Source organism: Paenibacillus sp. CAA11 (genome assembly GCF_003060825.1).
Lineage (GTDB): Bacteria > Bacillota > Bacilli > Paenibacillales > Paenibacillaceae > Fontibacillus.
Map to the genome: position 1 here is coordinate 446,330 of NZ_CP028922.1, position 16,846 is coordinate 463,175.

The 16,846-nt window shown below is 47.9% G+C and carries 15 protein-coding genes and 2 pseudogenes; 10 read left to right on the top strand and 7 right to left on the bottom strand.

Annotated elements, in window-relative coordinates:
* Positions 1 to 96 precede the first annotated feature (96 nt).
* Complete coding sequence (locus tag DCC85_RS01975; RefSeq protein WP_108464066.1) at positions 97 to 2,121, top strand: amylo-alpha-1,6-glucosidase; 2,025 nt, start codon at positions 97 to 99, stop codon at positions 2,119 to 2,121.
* A 68-nt stretch (positions 2,122 to 2,189) separates the two neighbouring features.
* On the opposite strand, the gene DCC85_RS01980 is transcribed toward DCC85_RS01975, so the two are convergent.
* Both DCC85_RS01980 and DCC85_RS01985 read right to left on the bottom strand, forming a co-directional pair.
* Complete coding sequence (locus tag DCC85_RS01980) at positions 2,190 to 2,972, bottom strand: PhzF family phenazine biosynthesis protein (protein WP_108464067.1); 783 nt, start codon at positions 2,970 to 2,972, stop codon at positions 2,190 to 2,192.
* A gap of 201 nt (positions 2,973 to 3,173) precedes the next feature.
* Positions 3,174 to 3,374: pseudogene (locus DCC85_RS01985) on the bottom strand (winged helix-turn-helix transcriptional regulator); the annotation flags it as partial.
* Positions 3,375 to 3,443: 69 nt separating this feature from the next.
* Between DCC85_RS01985 and DCC85_RS23245 the strand changes: the two are divergent.
* Positions 3,444 to 3,695 (top strand): annotated as a pseudogene (locus DCC85_RS23245) (3-hydroxyisobutyrate dehydrogenase); the annotation flags it as partial.
* Between the two features lie 124 nt (positions 3,696 to 3,819).
* On the opposite strand, the gene DCC85_RS01995 reads toward DCC85_RS23245, so the two are convergent.
* Entirely contained in the window at positions 3,820 to 4,413 is a 594-nt protein-coding gene (locus tag DCC85_RS01995; protein WP_108467665.1) for a chloramphenicol phosphotransferase CPT family protein, read from the bottom strand.
* Between the two features lie 245 nt (positions 4,414 to 4,658).
* Between DCC85_RS01995 and DCC85_RS02000 the strand changes: the two genes are divergently transcribed.
* A complete protein-coding gene (locus tag DCC85_RS02000; RefSeq protein WP_108464068.1) occupies positions 4,659 to 5,609 on the top strand; it encodes a helix-turn-helix transcriptional regulator in 951 nt (316 codons plus the stop codon).
* A 77-nt stretch (positions 5,610 to 5,686) separates the two neighbouring features.
* On the opposite strand, the gene DCC85_RS02005 is transcribed toward DCC85_RS02000, so the two are convergent.
* Positions 5,687 to 6,160 carry a GNAT family N-acetyltransferase gene (locus DCC85_RS02005; RefSeq protein ID WP_108464069.1) on the bottom strand — a complete coding sequence of 158 codons (474 nt, stop codon included), beginning with the start codon at positions 6,158 to 6,160 and terminating at the stop codon, positions 5,687 to 5,689.
* 324 nt (positions 6,161 to 6,484) lie between these two features.
* On the opposite strand from DCC85_RS02005, the gene DCC85_RS02010 reads away from it, so the two are divergent.
* On the top strand, positions 6,485 to 7,879 hold the full coding sequence (locus DCC85_RS02010) for an L-cystine transporter (RefSeq protein ID WP_108464070.1): 1,395 nt from the start codon (positions 6,485 to 6,487) through the stop codon (positions 7,877 to 7,879).
* Positions 7,880 to 7,974: 95 nt separating this feature from the next.
* Here the strand turns inward: DCC85_RS02010 and DCC85_RS02015 are convergent, their stop codons facing one another.
* Positions 7,975 to 8,601, bottom strand: a complete 627-nt coding sequence (locus tag DCC85_RS02015; RefSeq protein ID WP_234414300.1) for an IseA DL-endopeptidase inhibitor family protein — start codon at positions 8,599 to 8,601, stop codon at positions 7,975 to 7,977.
* Positions 8,602 to 8,976: 375 nt separating this feature from the next.
* Here DCC85_RS02015 and DCC85_RS02020 point away from each other — a divergent pair, with 375 nt between their 5' ends.
* Both DCC85_RS02020 and DCC85_RS02025 read left to right on the top strand, forming a co-directional pair.
* Positions 8,977 to 9,504 carry a hypothetical protein gene (locus tag DCC85_RS02020; protein WP_108464072.1) on the top strand — a complete coding sequence of 176 codons (528 nt, stop codon included), beginning with the start codon at positions 8,977 to 8,979 and terminating at the stop codon, positions 9,502 to 9,504.
* 270 nt (positions 9,505 to 9,774) lie between these two features.
* Entirely contained in the window at positions 9,775 to 10,650 is an 876-nt protein-coding gene (locus tag DCC85_RS02025; RefSeq protein ID WP_108464073.1) for a hypothetical protein, read from the top strand.
* Between the two features lie 232 nt (positions 10,651 to 10,882).
* Here DCC85_RS02025 and DCC85_RS02030 read toward each other — a convergent pair whose 3' ends face one another.
* Together DCC85_RS02030 and DCC85_RS02035 are read right to left on the bottom strand one after the other, a co-directional pair.
* A complete protein-coding gene (locus DCC85_RS02030; protein ID WP_108464074.1) occupies positions 10,883 to 11,818 on the bottom strand; it encodes a hypothetical protein in 936 nt (311 codons plus the stop codon).
* On the bottom strand, positions 11,775 to 12,377 hold the full coding sequence (locus DCC85_RS02035) for an RNA polymerase sigma factor (RefSeq protein ID WP_325048415.1): 603 nt from the start codon (positions 12,375 to 12,377) through the stop codon (positions 11,775 to 11,777). The genes DCC85_RS02030 and DCC85_RS02035 overlap by 44 nt, the downstream gene beginning before the upstream one ends.
* A gap of 173 nt (positions 12,378 to 12,550) precedes the next feature.
* Here DCC85_RS02035 and DCC85_RS02040 point away from each other — a divergent pair, with 173 nt between their 5' ends.
* The 4 genes from DCC85_RS02040 (at position 12,551) to DCC85_RS02055 (ending at position 16,846) form a co-directional block, all read left to right on the top strand.
* The gene (locus DCC85_RS02040) at positions 12,551 to 13,450 is read left to right on the top strand and encodes a hypothetical protein (RefSeq protein WP_108464076.1); all 900 of its coding nucleotides are present in this window, start codon (positions 12,551 to 12,553) and stop codon (positions 13,448 to 13,450) included.
* Between the two features lie 318 nt (positions 13,451 to 13,768).
* Entirely contained in the window at positions 13,769 to 15,148 is a 1,380-nt protein-coding gene (locus DCC85_RS02045; RefSeq protein WP_159081747.1) for a CpaE/TadZ family protein, read from the top strand.
* Between the two features lie 4 nt (positions 15,149 to 15,152).
* Complete coding sequence (locus DCC85_RS02050) at positions 15,153 to 16,034, top strand: CpaB family protein (protein ID WP_108464078.1); 882 nt, start codon at positions 15,153 to 15,155, stop codon at positions 16,032 to 16,034.
* Positions 16,007 to 16,846, top strand: coding sequence for a CpaE/TadZ family protein (locus DCC85_RS02055; protein ID WP_108464079.1), 840 nt, complete (start codon positions 16,007 to 16,009; stop codon positions 16,844 to 16,846). The genes DCC85_RS02050 and DCC85_RS02055 overlap by 28 nt, the downstream gene beginning before the upstream one ends.

Here is a 16,846-nt window from a genome sequence, read left to right on the forward strand (position 1 = left end):
TTAACAGAAGTATAAAGTAGATGAGACAGTTTTTTTGTACATAACGTTGATTCCATGGGGAATCACCTGTCCATGGGAAAGGAGCTAGAATCTTAGATGAGTGAGTCCTATCATTTTGGAAAAAGTGCTTGGCGTACGCTGGAGGAGGGCAATGAGCGAGAGTGGCTGCTCGGCAATGGCATCGGCGGCTATGCCAACCACTCCGTACCGGGAGGCGGGTTCCGCATGTCTCACGGTTATCTGATCGCCTCGACGAAGCCTCCGGTCAACCGGGTATTAGTGTGGACCCGGACGCAGGAGCAGGTAGTGCTGGGAGAGCGGGAGTATGACCTGACCTCTCAGCAGTATGTAAACTGGGCTAAGAACGGGCAGCGGTATTTGCAGCGGTTCAGCTTGGATGGCGTGCCGGAGTACACGTATCAGGTAGAGGATGTGTGCATCCGCAAGACGGTATCGGTCGAATATGGGCGCAACACTGCTGTGGTCTGTTATGAGGTAGACGGAGGCAGTCAACCTGCGCGGCTGCGGATCGTTCCGCTGTTCAATCACCGCTCTCCGGGTGCAGTCTCCGAGAAGAGCGCTTTGGTATTTGAGGCAGAGCAGCAAGGCCGGGAATTGACCCTGACCCCGCAGGGCGGGGAAGGACTTCGCATTCACTTCATGACCTCTGAAGGGGAGTATGTGGATCGGGCAGGGCTGCCTACATCCATGGCCGTGCCTTCTCATTTGTATGAAGAGAACCATTACTATGCGTTCGAGAATCGCAATGGCTTCACCGGGCTGGATAATCACTATACCCCCTATGAGATTCAGGTGGAGCTGGCTCCATTCGAGCGGAAACGCTTCTATATGAAATGCTCAATCCAGCCGCTGGACGACCGGGACGGCTTCACTATCGCCTCTGAATACAAGCAGCGGATGGTGGGGCTGGCGGCATTGGCCGGCTATGGTGATTCGTTGGCGGATCGCCTGGTGCAGGCCGCCGATCACTTCATCGTTCACCGGGAATCGACAGGACTGAAGACCGTCCTGGCCGGGTATCCGTGGTTCACGGACTGGGGCCGGGATACGATGATCGCCTTCCCGGGTGTGGCCTTGGCGACGAGACGCTTCGGCGAGGCGAGGGAGATTCTGGAGTCGTTCGCCCATTATGTGCGGCGGGGACTTATTCCGAATATGTTCCCGGATGACGGGCAGGAGCCGTATTACAATACGGTAGATGCTTCGCTGTGGTATTTTCACGCGATATACGAGTATTTGCGCTACACCGGAGAGCCTTCGGATTATGAATTTGTCCGCACCAAGCTGTACCCGGCGCTAAAGGAGATTGAGGCAGCCTACCGGACAGGCACTGATTTCTCCATTCAGATGGATGAGGATGGGCTGATCCGTGCGGGCAGCGGCCTGGATCAGGTGACTTGGATGGATGTACGGGTCGGTGACTGGGTCGTCACTCCGCGGCATGGCAAGCCGGTGGAGATTAACGCGCTCTGGTACAACGCCCTGTGCGTAATGAAGCAGCTTGCGGATCGCTTCGGAGATGACTCTGCTCCATATCGAGAGCTGGCACAGCGTGTGAAGCAGTCTTTCCAAGAGCGGTTCTGGAACGAGGAGACCCAGTGCCTCTATGATGTGGTTGACGAGGATGATCCGAGGATTCGGCCGAACCAAATCTGGGCCGTCTCGCTTCCCTTTACGATGCTTCCGCCAGACCGGGAGCGGCGGGTTGTCGAGACCGTCTACCGGCATCTCTATGCGACTTACGGGCTGCGGTCACTTACCTTCGAAGACCCGGAATACAAGCCAGCCTATATTGGCAAGCTGATTGACCGGGACGGGGCTTACCATATGGGAACAGTATGGACCTTTCCGCTCGGAGCCTTCATTACTGCCTATTGCAAAGTGCATGGCTATTCCGAAGCAGCGGTGGCTGAGGCTGCGCGCATGTGCGCAGTGTTCGAGGATCATCTGCAGGACGGTTGTATCAATGGGATTGCTGAAATCTTCGATGGGGAGTTCTCCTGTGTGAGCCGAGGCTGCTTCACCCAGGCCTGGAGCGTTGGCGAGATCTTACGAGCCTATACGGAAGACGTGCTGCCTCATTTGCCGTCTCGCGCATAAAAAAATAGCAGCCCTGGACTTAACCTAAAGTCCAGGGCTGTTTGTTATGAGGAAGGCGGCTAAGGTGGCTATCCAACCATCAGCTCAGATATCGCGTACAGCACTGCGCTTCCGCTGATCTTCACCCGGTCTCCCTCCAGGCGGCAGTGCAGGGTACCACCCCGGCTGGAGAGCTGTCTTGCCAGCAATTCCTGTTTGCCGAGGCGGTCCGCCCAGTAAGGAATGAAGTTGCAGTGGGCTGAACCGCAGACAGGGTCTTCATTAACATTTAGCTTCGGGAAGAAGCTCCGGGACACAAAATCAAAATCGAATGCAGACCCTCTCGCGGTCACCGAGGCTCCGATGCCATCGGGCAGATTCTTTAGTTTGGCGAAATCCGGTTTCAAATTCCGCACCTGTTCCTCCGATTCCAGCACAAACATCAGATCCCTGCTGAGATAGGTCTCAAGCGGAGTTACTCCAAGCGCTTCGACCATTTCCGGCGTTAGTGAGAAGGGTTCAGGCATCCGGCTTGGAAAATCCATCTCATAGAGATCTCCCTTCCTCAGCACAACCAGCTCCCCGCTCAGCGTCTGGAACTTGAGCCTGTCCACTTGCTCATAGTGATTGGAGATGACATAAGCTGTAGCGAGTGTAGCATGACCGCACAGCTCGATCTCCCCGCCCGGTGTGAACCATCTCAGCCGGTAGCCCTCCCCTTCCTTTACGGCAAATGCAGTCTCCGAAAGGTTGTTCTCCATAGCAATTTTTTGCATGATTTCATCCGAAATCCAGTCCTCCATCACACAGACCCCGGCGGGGTTTCCTTCGAATAGTTGCTCAGCGAATGCATCAACGACATAATACTTCATGGGAATCATCCTTTCTGGAAGCTGGTTATTTATTCAAGCTCTCTTTAATTAGCTATTCTGACACGCTCTATCCTCAGCGGCAAGAGTCTCGGGTGCTTCATGAAGCTAACGGGCAGGGTAGTTTAATAATACCTCTTATGATTAATCTACTTTGTCTCCAAACTTCTTTCCGAATTCCTCCATTAGATCAATAATTGGGATTCATTCCTTCCCTTTTGATGTTAATGAATATTCTACACGCGGAGGGACCTCTGGGTAGATTTTACGATTAATTAAGCCATCTGATTCTAATTCTCGAAGTTGCTTTGTTAGAGACCCTTGTGATATTCCCCATAAAAGAGTCTTGATTTCATTGTATCGATGTGGTTTGAACTTTAGAAACTAAAGAATCAGATACTTCCAACACGAGCAATGTATAAATATTAGTGCAGTATTACAAATTACTCAAATCAGGGAAATATCTCATTAAGAGGTGTCACAAACGATCTAGGCTTTGACGCAGTAGATAGTGGTTTTTTAAGCGAATCGTGGAGACAACAGCCGGGGACCCCTGCGTACTGCACAGAACTTACAAAAGAGGAACTGATTATAGCTTTAAATAAAGCAAATAAAGAAAAAGCTCCATTCTTGCGTGATACGGTGATGAAAAAGCTGTCAGCTTCCCCAGGTAAATATTCAATTAAAGAAATTGTTAATTTAAATAGAGAAATATACAATTCTTAAGTTAGAACTTATTGCGGCAAGTTCAACTAACGGGAAACGTTAGCTTAATTTCGAAATCCCTCGGGCTGACCGAGGGGCGATAGCCTCAATTTTTGAATAGGGTGTTATCTGATGGATACGCCATCTAGGAAACACTAACATTTCTTTTACTTAATTTCTTAAAAACTGAGTATTCCTTATTGGACTTAATAAAACTTAATATCTTTTTGGCACATTCTATTGGATTCATCTCTTCAGTATTTACTTCGAGGTCGTATTCATTAAAGCAATATATTTTGCTAAACTGTGAAGCTGCTAGTCCAATCTGTCTATCTCCTCTTGTTTGCTCTCTTCTTATGAGTTCTTCTTCCGAGCATATTACACCTATAAATAACGTAGGCTGATCGATAAATTGATCAAGAAACTCATTAAACCTCTTGTCATTGTCGATTACGGTATCTGCTATTACATTAAAACCCAATTCTAATAACAATTTAATTGTCGAATGGTACACTGAGAATATGGAATCATCAAGTATTTGTGAGACAACTTGATGATCTATTTCTTTTGGAGGATCATCTGGAAATTTATTATTAATAAAATCATAGTAATTATTAAAAAAATCCTCAATTGATAAATGATAAAAATGGATCTCTTTCTGATTTATGAGTTCAGTCGATATGGATGTCTTTCCAGAACTTGAAGTTCCATTTAGAAAAGCTAATATCCCTTGCTTCAATTTCATCATCCCTTCAAAAAATACTCCTTCGCTTGGGCTATGTCCTCCTCATTATATTTCATTTCCAATCACCTATTAAAGAACGTACACGGGTAGCGTGTAGTGCTTAAAGAGGGGACTGATCTTAACCTAAGCACTAGGAAAATACTTTAATTTACTCCTGACAATACAATGTCAGGAGTGTTCTGGTATCATCTGATATTATTAGAGTAGGACACAAGATATTTGTAGGGGGCATCAGCCATTTGAATAAGACAGAACGCCTATTAACTATCGTATTGGAACTTCAGCGCAGCAAGCTGCTGAAGGCTGAAGAACTGGCAGAGCGCCTGGAGACCAGCGTAAGAACCATTTACCGGGATGTTCAGGCCTTAAGCGAGGCTGGGGTGCCGATTGTGGGATTGCCTGGGCTGGGCTATTCCTTGATGGAGGGGTATTTCCTGCCCCCGATCAGCTTTACTATGGAGGAGGCTGTGGCCCTTCTGATGGGGTCTGACTTTATTAAGCAGCATTTCGATCCCCAAATCAGCAGCAGCGCTCTGTCTTCCCGAAGAAAGATTGAAGCGATCTTGCCGCAAAGAATCCGAACCGAGACAGATCGAATGTACAGCAATATCCGTCTGCTATCTCCGGGGGAGGAACCGAAGCGGAGTGTTCAAGAGAAAACATACATACAAACTATTCGTGCTGCCATGCATGAGGGGAAGAAGATTAGATTTAGATACCGGAAGAGTCATCTTGGCGCAGATGGCAGCCGTGAAACGGTCCGGACTGTCGCGCCGTTTGGGCTGGTGTTTGTACAGGGGGCATGGGCGCTGCTGGCCAGGTGCGATTTGCGGGAGGATATTCGGCATTTCAGAGTATCCCGAATGAGCGATCTTACTGTGACAGAGGAGCCGTTCGAACTGCCGGACGACTTCGATCTGCATAAATATCGTCAGACCGATGATCGCCGGCTGCACATCCGTGTCTGCTTCAGATCTGAAGTCGCGGATAAGGTGCAGGAGGCGAACCACTTTTTTATGGAGGATGCCGAATTGCTGCCTGACGGGTATTATGTGAATTTTCGCGTCCGCCGTCCGGAAGAGCTGCTCCATTGGATTCTTGGCTGGGGAGCGGATGCCGTCGTGATCGAGCCAGATTCCTTAAGGAATCTGGTGCGAGAGGAGATCGATAAGATGAGGGAGCGCTACTGACCCTTTAGACCGGGAGCAGCAGCGCTTTTTTATATCGGAGCAGAAGGCAAGTAATAATCGAATAATCGCGGGCCACCTTAACGGAGGCTCTTCCTCATCCTGAAGTTTTGGAGCTCAACGCCCCGCCGCTGCACGGTCTGTGACTGGACGACCCGGTATCCTTTATGTTCAAAAAAAGGCTTTGCCGTCATGCTGGCATCGGTGTCGATCTCGGTCATATTTAACTTCCTCGCTTCAGACTCAAGCACGTCTACCAAAGCGGACGCAATGCCTTGACCCTGGTAGTCTTTATGGACAAACAGCCGATCCAGGTAGCCCTGTCTGTTGATATCTGCAAAGCCGACAATCTGGCGATCCTCTTGTGCCACATAGGAGATGTTGGTGCTTAAGGATTGCAGCCAATTCTCGTGCCGTTGCTGTTCCTCCGATCTGGAGGCCCATGCCTCCAACTGTTCCGGGGAGTAGTCCTGTCTATTTACCGTGTGCACCGTCTCGTAGAATAAAGTGATGATCTGGTCGATGTCCGTCCCTTGAAATTTTCGAATCTGCATGGTGCATTCCTTCTTGAGTTTTGTCTACTTCATAGGCCTTCTCTCTGCCAAATTTATATATTTCTATTTCAATAGTGTGAGAATCATATCCTGCTGGTAGATGGGGGCTATCTCTTTCTTTGATAAGTTTCTGTTCGCCCCGAGGTTAGAAACAGCCTGGTTCTGTTTAATATTCCCTGTGTAAACAAGCTTCTGCAAGTATTCTGAAAAAAGAGCTTGCTTCCGAAAAATAATTCCTATATATTTAGTATGCTTTGTGATATACTTTCCTGAGCATGTCACCTTTTGGTGAGTTACTATTATTTTTAGGAGGAGTTATAAGCCATGAATACCTTATGGGTGATTATTAACGTGGTCGTGATGCTTGCACTTCTGGGTCTCTTGTTCTGGATGCAGAAGAAGCATATTTCTTTCACGAAGCGTGTATTTACCGGACTTGGGCTGGGACTCGTCTTTGGTGTTATTTTACAGCTGATCTTCAAAGCGGATTCAGATGTTTTGCATGATACGTCAGACTGGTTCAGCCTGGTTGGTAACGGATATGTGGGCCTGCTGCAGATGATTGTCATTCCTCTGATCATGGTCTCGATCATTTCGGCGATCATGAATCTGAAGGGAAGACAGAACCTTGGCAAGATGAGCCTTGCGATCATTGCCACGCTACTTATTACTACCGCTATTGCGGCTTCGGTTAGTATTGTGACCAGCCTCAGCTTTGATCTCAAGGCGATTGAGATTCAGAAAGGGGACCGGGAGACACAGCAGGGAGCGAAGCTGGAGGAGAAGCTTGGTGATGTTCAAGACAAGAGCATTCCTCAGCAAATTCTTGAGTTTGTGCCAAGCAATCCGTTCCTGGATATGACAGGAGCTCGCCGCTCTTCCACACTCGCTGTCGTCATCTTCTCCGCATTTATCGGAGTAGCGGTGCTGGGACTTGATAAGAAGAAGCCGGCGCAAGCGGAAACCTTCCGCAATATGGTGAATGCGGTCTACGCTGTTGTCATGCGGATCGTGACCTTGGTGCTGCGCCTGACGCCATACGGTATTTTGGCGTTGATCACGAAGGTGGTCGCAACGACGAGTGCGGACGAGATTCTGAAGCTGATCAAGTTCGTGGGCGCATCTTATGTCGCCTTGATCGTGATGTTTATCATCCATCTGATCCTGCTTGCCCTGTTCGGCTTCAACCCTGCCGTTTATGTGCGCAAGGTGCTGCCTACCTTGGTCTTCGCCTTCACCTCCCGTTCAAGTGCGGCTACGATCCCGCTGAACGTGGAGACACAGACGAAGAAGCTTGGCGTATCTGAAGGGATTGCCAACCTGTCGGCGACCTTTGGCGCCACGATTGGCCAGAACGGCTGTGCCGGGATCTATCCGGCCATGCTGGCCGTGATGATTGCTCCTACGGTGGGCATCGATCCAATGAGCTGGGATTTCATCCTTAAGCTGATCCTTGTTGTGACCATTAGCTCGTTCGGTGTAGCCGGCGTCGGCGGCGGAGCTACCTTCGCTTCCCTGATCGTGCTGTCTACGATGAACCTGCCGGTTGCTCTGGCCGGTCTCCTGATCTCCGTAGAGCCGCTGATTGATATGGGTCGGACGGCGCTGAATGTGAACGACTCCATTACGGCTGGACTCATCTCCAGCAAAGTGCTTAAGGAGAATGATAAGGATAAGTTTAACAACCGCGGCGTGGAGCTGGACACAGCGAATGCTTAATGCCGGGTAATTGAATAGGGATTATTATGAGAAAAGCCTTACTCTTCGCCCAAACTAGGGGCTCAGGAGTAAGGCTTCTTTATTTAAGTGCTTTTTTAGAAAATAGCGTGCGGCGCAGTTCCCACTCTCCAGTAGTCGCCCACCTGCTCGAATTTGATGGTGATCTTCTCACGTCCCTGCTTCGCATCCTCATAAGGGACATAGAGCGTGTAGACGCGCATAGTAGCGGTCATGTTCGTCATCTTCGCCGTAGCCTTGCTGAAATTCAGGGCGTTTCCACCGTCGGCATTCAGCTGGGCCATCCGGCCGTCATGCTCAATAAAATGTTTGCCGATAAAATACTCGGCTGCCTGCTTCGTGTAAATTTGGGTCAAGTAATTGAGAAGCTTCGCCCGGGTTCCGATATCGCTAGAGAGGTAGCGGTATTCCTTGCCGCTCTGCTGGAACGTCTCAAGCTCCCCTGATCCTCCACTCATGGCATACAAATAACGCTTCTCTGCTTCCACGACCAGCGGCGGAACACTTGTATGGTTCAGCTTGCTGATCTTGGTAGGATCGGTAACCTTCACGGTCTCTACCTTGCTGTCTGCCGCATCCGCTGATTTGCTGACTGCGGGCTTGGTTGTCTTAGCCGCGGCAGCGCCTGCTTGGCTCAAGCCGATCTGGCTTATGCCCATCATGGCTGCAAATACGGCAGCTGCGATGGTTACTTTGGTCTTCATCTTGATCGCCTCCATTCATGATAACGTTCCGAGCATGGTAAAAGTTTCATAAATTTATGGTGGTTTCGTGAATCTATTTCATGAAGTTAATGATCAATGGGATGAATGATTCATGTCCTGAACAGAGCGCCTAATGCTTTGGCTGCATGCGGGATTGTTTCTATTGGCATAACAAGTATAAATAGAGGAAAAAGGATATAATTGACATTTGTTGACTACTGGAGTAGTATTGGGTTGACTATAACAATAGTCAGTTAGGGGAGGCAGGTGAATAGATACTAAATGGAATGAATCCGAGTTGACAGTTATGTGAAGTTCGTGATCCTGTTCTATCTCAAGCTGGGCGAATCGACCCAGGAAAGGAGCGTGTCTATTATGAAACTGAAAGAAGGGACGGTCGTGGCCGCCTCCATTTCGCTCATTTTGATTTTGGGCGCAGTGTCTGCATTTGCAGAACAATCAAACGGCGAAGTCAGCCATATTGGCCATATTTCCACAGAAGCCTCGGCTGAAATGGAGGCTGTGGAAAGCGGCGATGATACGGGACTTCACGCTGCGGCTTCCTCATCCTCTTTCGAAGAAGGTGAAGCAGCGGCCAACTATAATGGTGATGCGTTAAAGGAATACACCGCCTATGGCCTAACGTACGATAAAGCCAAGGACAGATACCTGTACCAAGGCAAGCATGTTCGGCTGTTCATGGACCAGGACCCTGAGGAACCAGGACAATTCACCAAATTTTATTATGACGGGGACGGAACCGTCGACTTTCAAGTCGTCAGGGATGAGTCCAAGAAAGTCAGCAAGATTGCTGAAGTGAGTGATCGGGAGCTGCAGGTTTTGGGCAAGACATATGGATTTGAGCTTAAGAATGGCGGCCTGCAATTTAAAAACGTAAATTAAGACAGTTGTTTAGCTTGGCCGTATAGATCTGCCAGATAACCGGAGGACGGTGATGGACACCGCTCCGGTTCTTTGATCCTTCCGGGCTCTCGATTTGAATAAAAGCGAGGGGTAGTTAAAGTGTGCTTCTATGATTTCATAGAGTAATCTATTGGGAAGATGGAAATATAACTAGGGAGAGAAGAGATAACTCTATAAAAATATAATTGACCCACTGTTAATATTCCTATACAATATAGTAAAAATTTGGAATATAAGGGAGAGGTCTCTATGCAAGATGAACTTGATCAATTATTGCTTGATCCTGTCCACATAGACACATTAGTAAACATGCTGAAAATGGCCTATTCGTTTGAGAATTGGGACCAGGTCATCTCTTTATCTGATAGTCTTATTGAGACAGCCAGCCGTATAAATCATGATTATACCAGCCGGCCTGTCGGGATATACTCAGGCAGCGAACCAATGAATAGATCTATTGTATATTATTTCGGCTATAGTTATTTGATGAAGGGATTGGCCTATCAGAAACTGAAAAGGTATGACAAAGCTAAGGAGTGCGTGGTCTATTATGCGGATCTTAGCTGGGTAGATGATTCGAACCCATTAAATGAACAAATTATCTCCGATTTTAAATTTTTCGCTAAAGCTAATAGGCACGCTCTTGAAATCCTATCAGGAAATTTAGAATATCTCCCAGATTATGTTGAATTCCTTCTAAGTCACCCCCAAGAAGTTCTCCCCGGATTGATAAGTATCCTTGAAGCAGCCCTGACATTTAATGTGACCATAGACCATGAATTAGATAAGCTGATACAACTTGTGCATGAATTCGACACCTATGAGGATCGCGTAGACGATGCGTATTATCTCTCTTTCTATTATTTACTTACTTTATATAGTTATAAAAATAAAAAATACCATAATGCGATAAATTTTACTTTACATATTTTGACATTGTCTGATAAAATAAATGATGATAAATGTTTTAAAAAAGCTACAGCTCTTTTTGAGACATTTAGAAATCATGCATCGCCAACTCAACTAGAAGCCTACCTAAAGATTCAAAAATCTATTTTAAAGGGAGCGATTGAGAATGAAGAAGGCATTGATTTCAGCAGTATTTGTGATTGGGATTTTAAGTAGTTGGCATCTTGCACCTTCCACAGCCGGCGACACCGTTATTACACCGCTTAATCACGGAGCTAACTATTAATACTTGATGACTTATGTAGTTTGATAGCGAATTACGGAGAAGCCGTAGTTCGCTATTTTTTTATGTGCTTCTCCCGATTGCTGCAAAAAACTCCCGTCCCCATATGAACAAATGTAGGGACAGGAGCTCATAACATTCACTAGTTGCTAGACACATAGCGTGTTACTTCAAAAATAATTTCACCATCTGAATCAGTTTCTCTTTGCTAACATCATTACCGGTTGAAATGGAATAAGTGATAGTAAAGTTACTGTTCGGGACATTGTGCACCCATGTAATCGTTCGGCCGACTTCAACTTCCGTATACATCATATCCACGCCGTCTATGACCAGTTTTTCTCGTTTGGAGATCTGCTCTTCATGGGTATACAATGTTGTTTTATCATCTGATTTCATCATGTTGAGAAAGAACTGGCTCTTTCCCTTCTTATAGGTGCTCACCATATTCCAATGATCCTTGGAGATCTCAATAGGCATCATGGCATAATCCTTGTGGGACTGCTCCGCCTGTTTACGCAGCTGTTCTGCGATGGCGTGCTCTTTCTCGGCTGTTAACGGATGAACCCAGATGATAGGTTTATAGTGGAGGGTAGCACTCTCAAATTTATAGTCTAAGACTTGATCGAAGATTTTGGCAGACTGTCCCTTCAGCTCATTTTGCAGGGCGGCTGCTTCGTGAATGCCTAGGGACTTGTACCCTGTCTCCAGCTCATGATTCGGATTATTGGACACGATATAGAAAAGTCCGGCGGTCCCTTCCTTAAGGCTCTCCTCCGAGTACTGGTGGCTCTTAAGGCTGCGCCGCTGATCGTCCTTGGTATTATTCTTGTTCAGGGAATCGTCCCACTGCTTCTCCTCATACACGACTTCCCCCTTGCTGTTATGCAGGGCCTGGTAGTTCATGGCTGCAAACCCTGTAGATGCGGTGAGCAGCATGCCTGCAATCACCATTAGGCTGATCTTGTACTTCACGACAAATCTCTCCTTTTTTCGCTGTTCAGCGTGCAATTGATTCATAACCTTAGAGGTCATGTTTACTTCGGGAATAGGCGCATTATGAAAAAGTCCTCTCAACTCCTGATCCTGATCGGGTCCCATAAGCTGCTTCTCCTTTCACTTTGGCATATGCCTTGCGGAATTTGGCGGCCGCCCGCTCGTACCTTTTGCGGAGTGTAGGACTGCTTCTGTTCAGAATCAGTCCGATCTCCTGATAGCTCTTGTCTTCGACACAGCGTAGAATCAGCAGGTTCCTCTCTTCCATAGACAGCACGGACAGAGCCCGGTGAACCGTCTCATCGAAATAGTGGGCCTCAATCTCCAGATCGACTGAGGTATTCTGCTTATCGTCCTGGTAGAAGAAAGGAAGATACCTCGCCAGCTTCCGCCTGCGGATGACATCAATACACTGATGATAGGCAATCTTATACAACCAGGCCACGAAGGGCAGGTTGGGATCATACTTTTTCAGATAGCGAAAAGCCTTCAAGAAGACCTCTTGGCCGCAGTCCTCCGCTTCCGAGTGATTTCCCAGCATATGATAGCAATAGACAAAAATCGACCTTTGATAGGCCTGCATAATCCGCTCGAATTGGCCGATGTCCCCTTCAAGCACATCCTTTATAGCCTGATGCAGTTCAGCTTCATCCAATCGTTTCACCCCTCTCATCTTGTACTACGAGTGACGGCTAAGGAGATGTGACATTCCGTAAAAAATGATAAGGAATACTCATTGACGTCTATAAACATGCAGTGGTTAAATTTGGGTGTTGCTATCGCTTTATTATATCTGACAGCACCGAACATTTTCTTGACCAAAGGAGTGTATATCTGTTGAAACACAAACACAATCTTGTGATGCTCATGATCAGCATCCTGCTGCTGGCGGCACCGCTGCAGGCACTGGCAAGCGACCTTCCCTTGAACACGGAGGTGAACGATGAGAAGGAGAAAGAGCCGGAACGGATGATCGTCACCGAGGATGCCTATGGCTTCAAGATTTCTTACGATAAGAATAGTATGTACGGAACCACGGACGCCAAGATGCGGCCTTCAAGGGGGCCTTATGATGAACTCGGCAATGAATATGCCTTGCTGACGTTAAGCATTAGTTATCAACTCATAGGGGCAGACGTTCCAACCCAATTCAAAGAGGTTGAATCGATACTGCGGCAACGGATCAAGCCTAAAGTTGTAGACGCAATGATGAAATATGCCAAAGCCAAAACCACAAGAGAACAGGAGCTTAAAGATAAGACCTTCGATGATGGAGTTTATCAAATCTTTGTCGGTTCCCAGCCTTATGGTGATTTAAGTTTTATGATTTGTAAGAAGACCGTTCCGACCAAAATCACCAAGGAAGACGTGTATGGCTTCAAGATTTCTTATGATAAGAGCAGCCGGTACAGCAAGAACCATTTGACGATTATGAAAGGGCCTTTTGGAGAGAACTCTACGACGAACCTAAACAACAGACTCTTCATTATTGGAATTGCTTATGAGCACTATGACAAGAATATCTCTGCCCAATATGCCGAAACGGCTGCAATCCTGAAGCAGCGAATGGACGCAAATACCGTTAACGCCATCATTAAACAGGCTAAAGTGGTGACGAAGAACTCCGAGGAGGGTGGAGCGACAGCCCCAAAGTTGTTCAAGACGAAGTATTATCAAATCCAGGTGGCGAATGGACCGGCCGGCGGTGTGGAAGTGACGGTATGTAAGAATAGTTAATTTGAACTGAATCCATGAATTCTCTCTTCATCTTCAAGGTCTTTCAGACCTGTTTCGAAGCTGGGGAGAACGTGCTTTTTGTCATAGGACCTGTTTTTACCCTGTTTGGGTAAAGCAGGTCTTATTGCATATTTGGGAAAAATATCCTTTAGGCGTTTCGGAATACGTAGGTCTTGTTTAATAGTTATATAGTTCTAAATTACCTAATAAATGCCTATCAAGGTATTGTAAACCATGAAGTTGGTTGATAGAATACCCAGTGAAAACCAAGTCAATTTATGGAAGATGGTTCTACATAACGCTATAGCAGGTGAACTAATGAGTATTTTGTTGATAGCCGGTGAAGCACACCCGATCGTTACACAATATGTTACAAAAGCCGCGGATATCATCAACAGAGCTTCACTAGATTTGTCATCGGTCCAGAATATGTTAAATGAGGAAAGTCCTAGTCCGAAGGGGGTGCTGATTACCGATGACGCTCTATCCGGACATGAAGCGCAGGATGAGCGTGCTTTAAGTGAGCTGCTCGCTTGGATGCGGCAGAACTGCCTGACCATGCCCAAGGTGATTCTAATCACCCGTAATCCTCTGCTGGAGGACAAGCTTCGGCGCCTCAGCTTGGAGAATGCCGATTTCAAGATCGTACATTCGGGCTGGGTGCGTGTTCCCGCAGCTGCATACAGGTCGGCATTACAAGAGCTGCTTAGCAAGAGTCCTCCCGTCCGCAAGAGTTCTCCTATCGCGGAGGCACCTGCTGCACAGCGGGAAGTCCCGACTCCGGCCAAAGAGCCGGAGAAGAAGAAATCCTTCTTCGACCGCTTTAAGTCCAAGCCTCAGCAAGAGCCGGTCATCCAGGCGACCGACCCGTTAACTCGGGAAATCGCGAACATCAGCCGGGGGATCAGCCGGATCGTTGCTGTAACCGGACACCGCGGCAGCGGGGTGACCAGTACGGTAGTCAACTTGGCCAGTGAAGCGAGTCGGCGGGGCCTGAGTTCGATCATCATTGATATGGATGTGGACTATCGAAGCATGAATATGTACTTCAGCAGCTTCCATGAGCGGACGAAGCGCAGTGAGGAGATTAACGCTTCCCTGATCCGCACCTTAGCTAGGCCGCAGGATTATATGACAACGGCCTTCAACGTGAAGGAGAATATGTGGCTGACCGGGCTCGGTTACGATTTCCATGACGGTAAGCTGATGAGTCAATTTTATAACACCGCCAAGCTGGTCGGCATGCTCTCGCTGCTGCGGACCAAGTTCAACCTCGTGCTTCTGGATCTGCCGCTGGACCTGTTCAGAATGTTCTCAGACGCTCTAATACATATAGATTTATTCGGACTGTGCGTGCCTAACAATTTGCACGCGGTTCTTAGCACGATTCGTAATGTAGAGACCATTTTGGACAAGGAGAACGCCCATTATCTGAATGCCAAGTCAAAAATCATTGTGACGCAGTACAACAGCCTTTCCCGGTTCCAGGGCGATTTGTTCACACCGGATAAGGTTGGAGAAGTCATCACCTCCGGGTTAAGTGAGAAATTTATCTACGAGATGAGTATTGCGGGACAGGTGCCTTACAGCCCTCATTTTGACTCGCAGATTGAGAATGATATTCCGCTGGTACATTCGGGTTCGGAATACGAGAAGGCCTTTGGCCAGCTGCTTCTAAGAATAATGGAGGGTGCATGACAAGATGGATTTAAGCAGTGTAAAAAGCGTTTCCCCCAACCGGAAGTTCATGAAGAAGGCGATCGCGCTGCTGTTCAGTATTCTGGTCATCGTGATCTCCTTCATCATTCTGAACAATTCCAACAAGGCCGCGAAGAACACCGTAAAGGTGCTGAGGGTTAACCAGTCGGGCGGTCTGCCGGCATATGGGGTTATTACCGAGAAGCAAATTGAGAAGTACGACCTGATCAAGAAGGAGTACACCGATGACATGATTCTGGCTAAGGATTTGCCAGAGGTCATTGAGAAATATACCAAGTATTATATTCGGGACAAGAGCATCCTTTACAAGGATCAAATCAGCACGGAAAAGCCGCAGAGGAACGATTGGCTCTATAAGGTAGAGGATGACCGTGAGGTGCTGACCCTGCCGTACAACTTCCTGGAAGCGGGCGGGGATATCCTGATGCCAGGTGACCGCGTCAGAATTCGCGTCTCCTATGAAGCTGAAGGTGGTGGAGATCCTTACGCCAATCCGAATGCAGCCGCCTCATCGAGTGGAAAGATGAAGACGGAGATCCTGTTCGACAGCATTGTGGTCAAGGATATGCTGAACGCGAACAGCCACTCGATCTACGAGGTATATCAAGAAGTTCTGAAGCTCGGTGAAGATGAGCGGGACAAGGTGATGAAGAGCACAGAGTTCCTGAAGAACATCCAGCCTAGAGCCTTGATGCTCGAAGGAAGCAAGGAAGAGATTACAAAGTTCGCCAGCTATAACAATAAGGAAGGCAAGAAGTTCCTCATTACGATCCTGAGCAGAAATGAGAGCAATCCGGTGGTAGACCAGCTGCCGACACTGCAAAGGGAGGTGGAATCATGGGCGGAAAAGGACAGCTCCAAATAGAGAGCAAGCTCAGCTCCGTGCTGGACAAGATTTCATCGAAGGACCTGGTCGGTGCCGAGCTTCAGGAGAGCAAGCTGATTTATAACGTGGTGGGCTTCCTCCCTGCTAGTGATTATGTGGATCATCCGCTGCTGCTCAGTAGTCTGGGTTATCTGCTGGGTCAAAAGGGGCTTAACACCTGTGTGGTTGACCTGAAGGTGTTCGCCCCGAACCTGTACCATGCGCTCGATGCCAAGCCGTGCAAGCGGGGGGACGGCCTGATCAAAGTGCTCAAGAGCGACAAGGTGGACTTCCGGGAAGAGATTCAATCGACCAAGTATGACCGGCTGTATCTTTTGTCCCCGAGTCCGCATGATCTGCTCGAAGAATACTTCGACTTTGAGTTTGAGCATCTGGAGCGTGTCATTGAGACGCTGAAGAGCATGTTCGACATCGTGCTGCTGGATATCCCCAACATTCCGGCGCTGGAGTTCTGCCTGGGGGCGATGAAGTACTGCCATGTCGGCTTCTTCACCGTAGCAGAGCGTATTGAGGCTTCTAGCAATATCGTGCGCATGCTTGATTTTGCAGCTTCTGTGGGCATCAGCACGGCAAAGTTTACAAGCATTATTGCGATGAACACGATGGATATCAAATTCGATTACAAGATATATAAGGAATTCGGGCTGAACCTCGTAGCTGCGCTGCCTTTTGTGAAGGCCGCCTGCGCCGATGTGCTCGAAGGAAGGATGTATATCCGCGACAACCCGCTGGTGAATCGATACTTCAATAAGGAGATCCGCAGGCTGGCGGACCTTCTGGCGAGTCAGTAG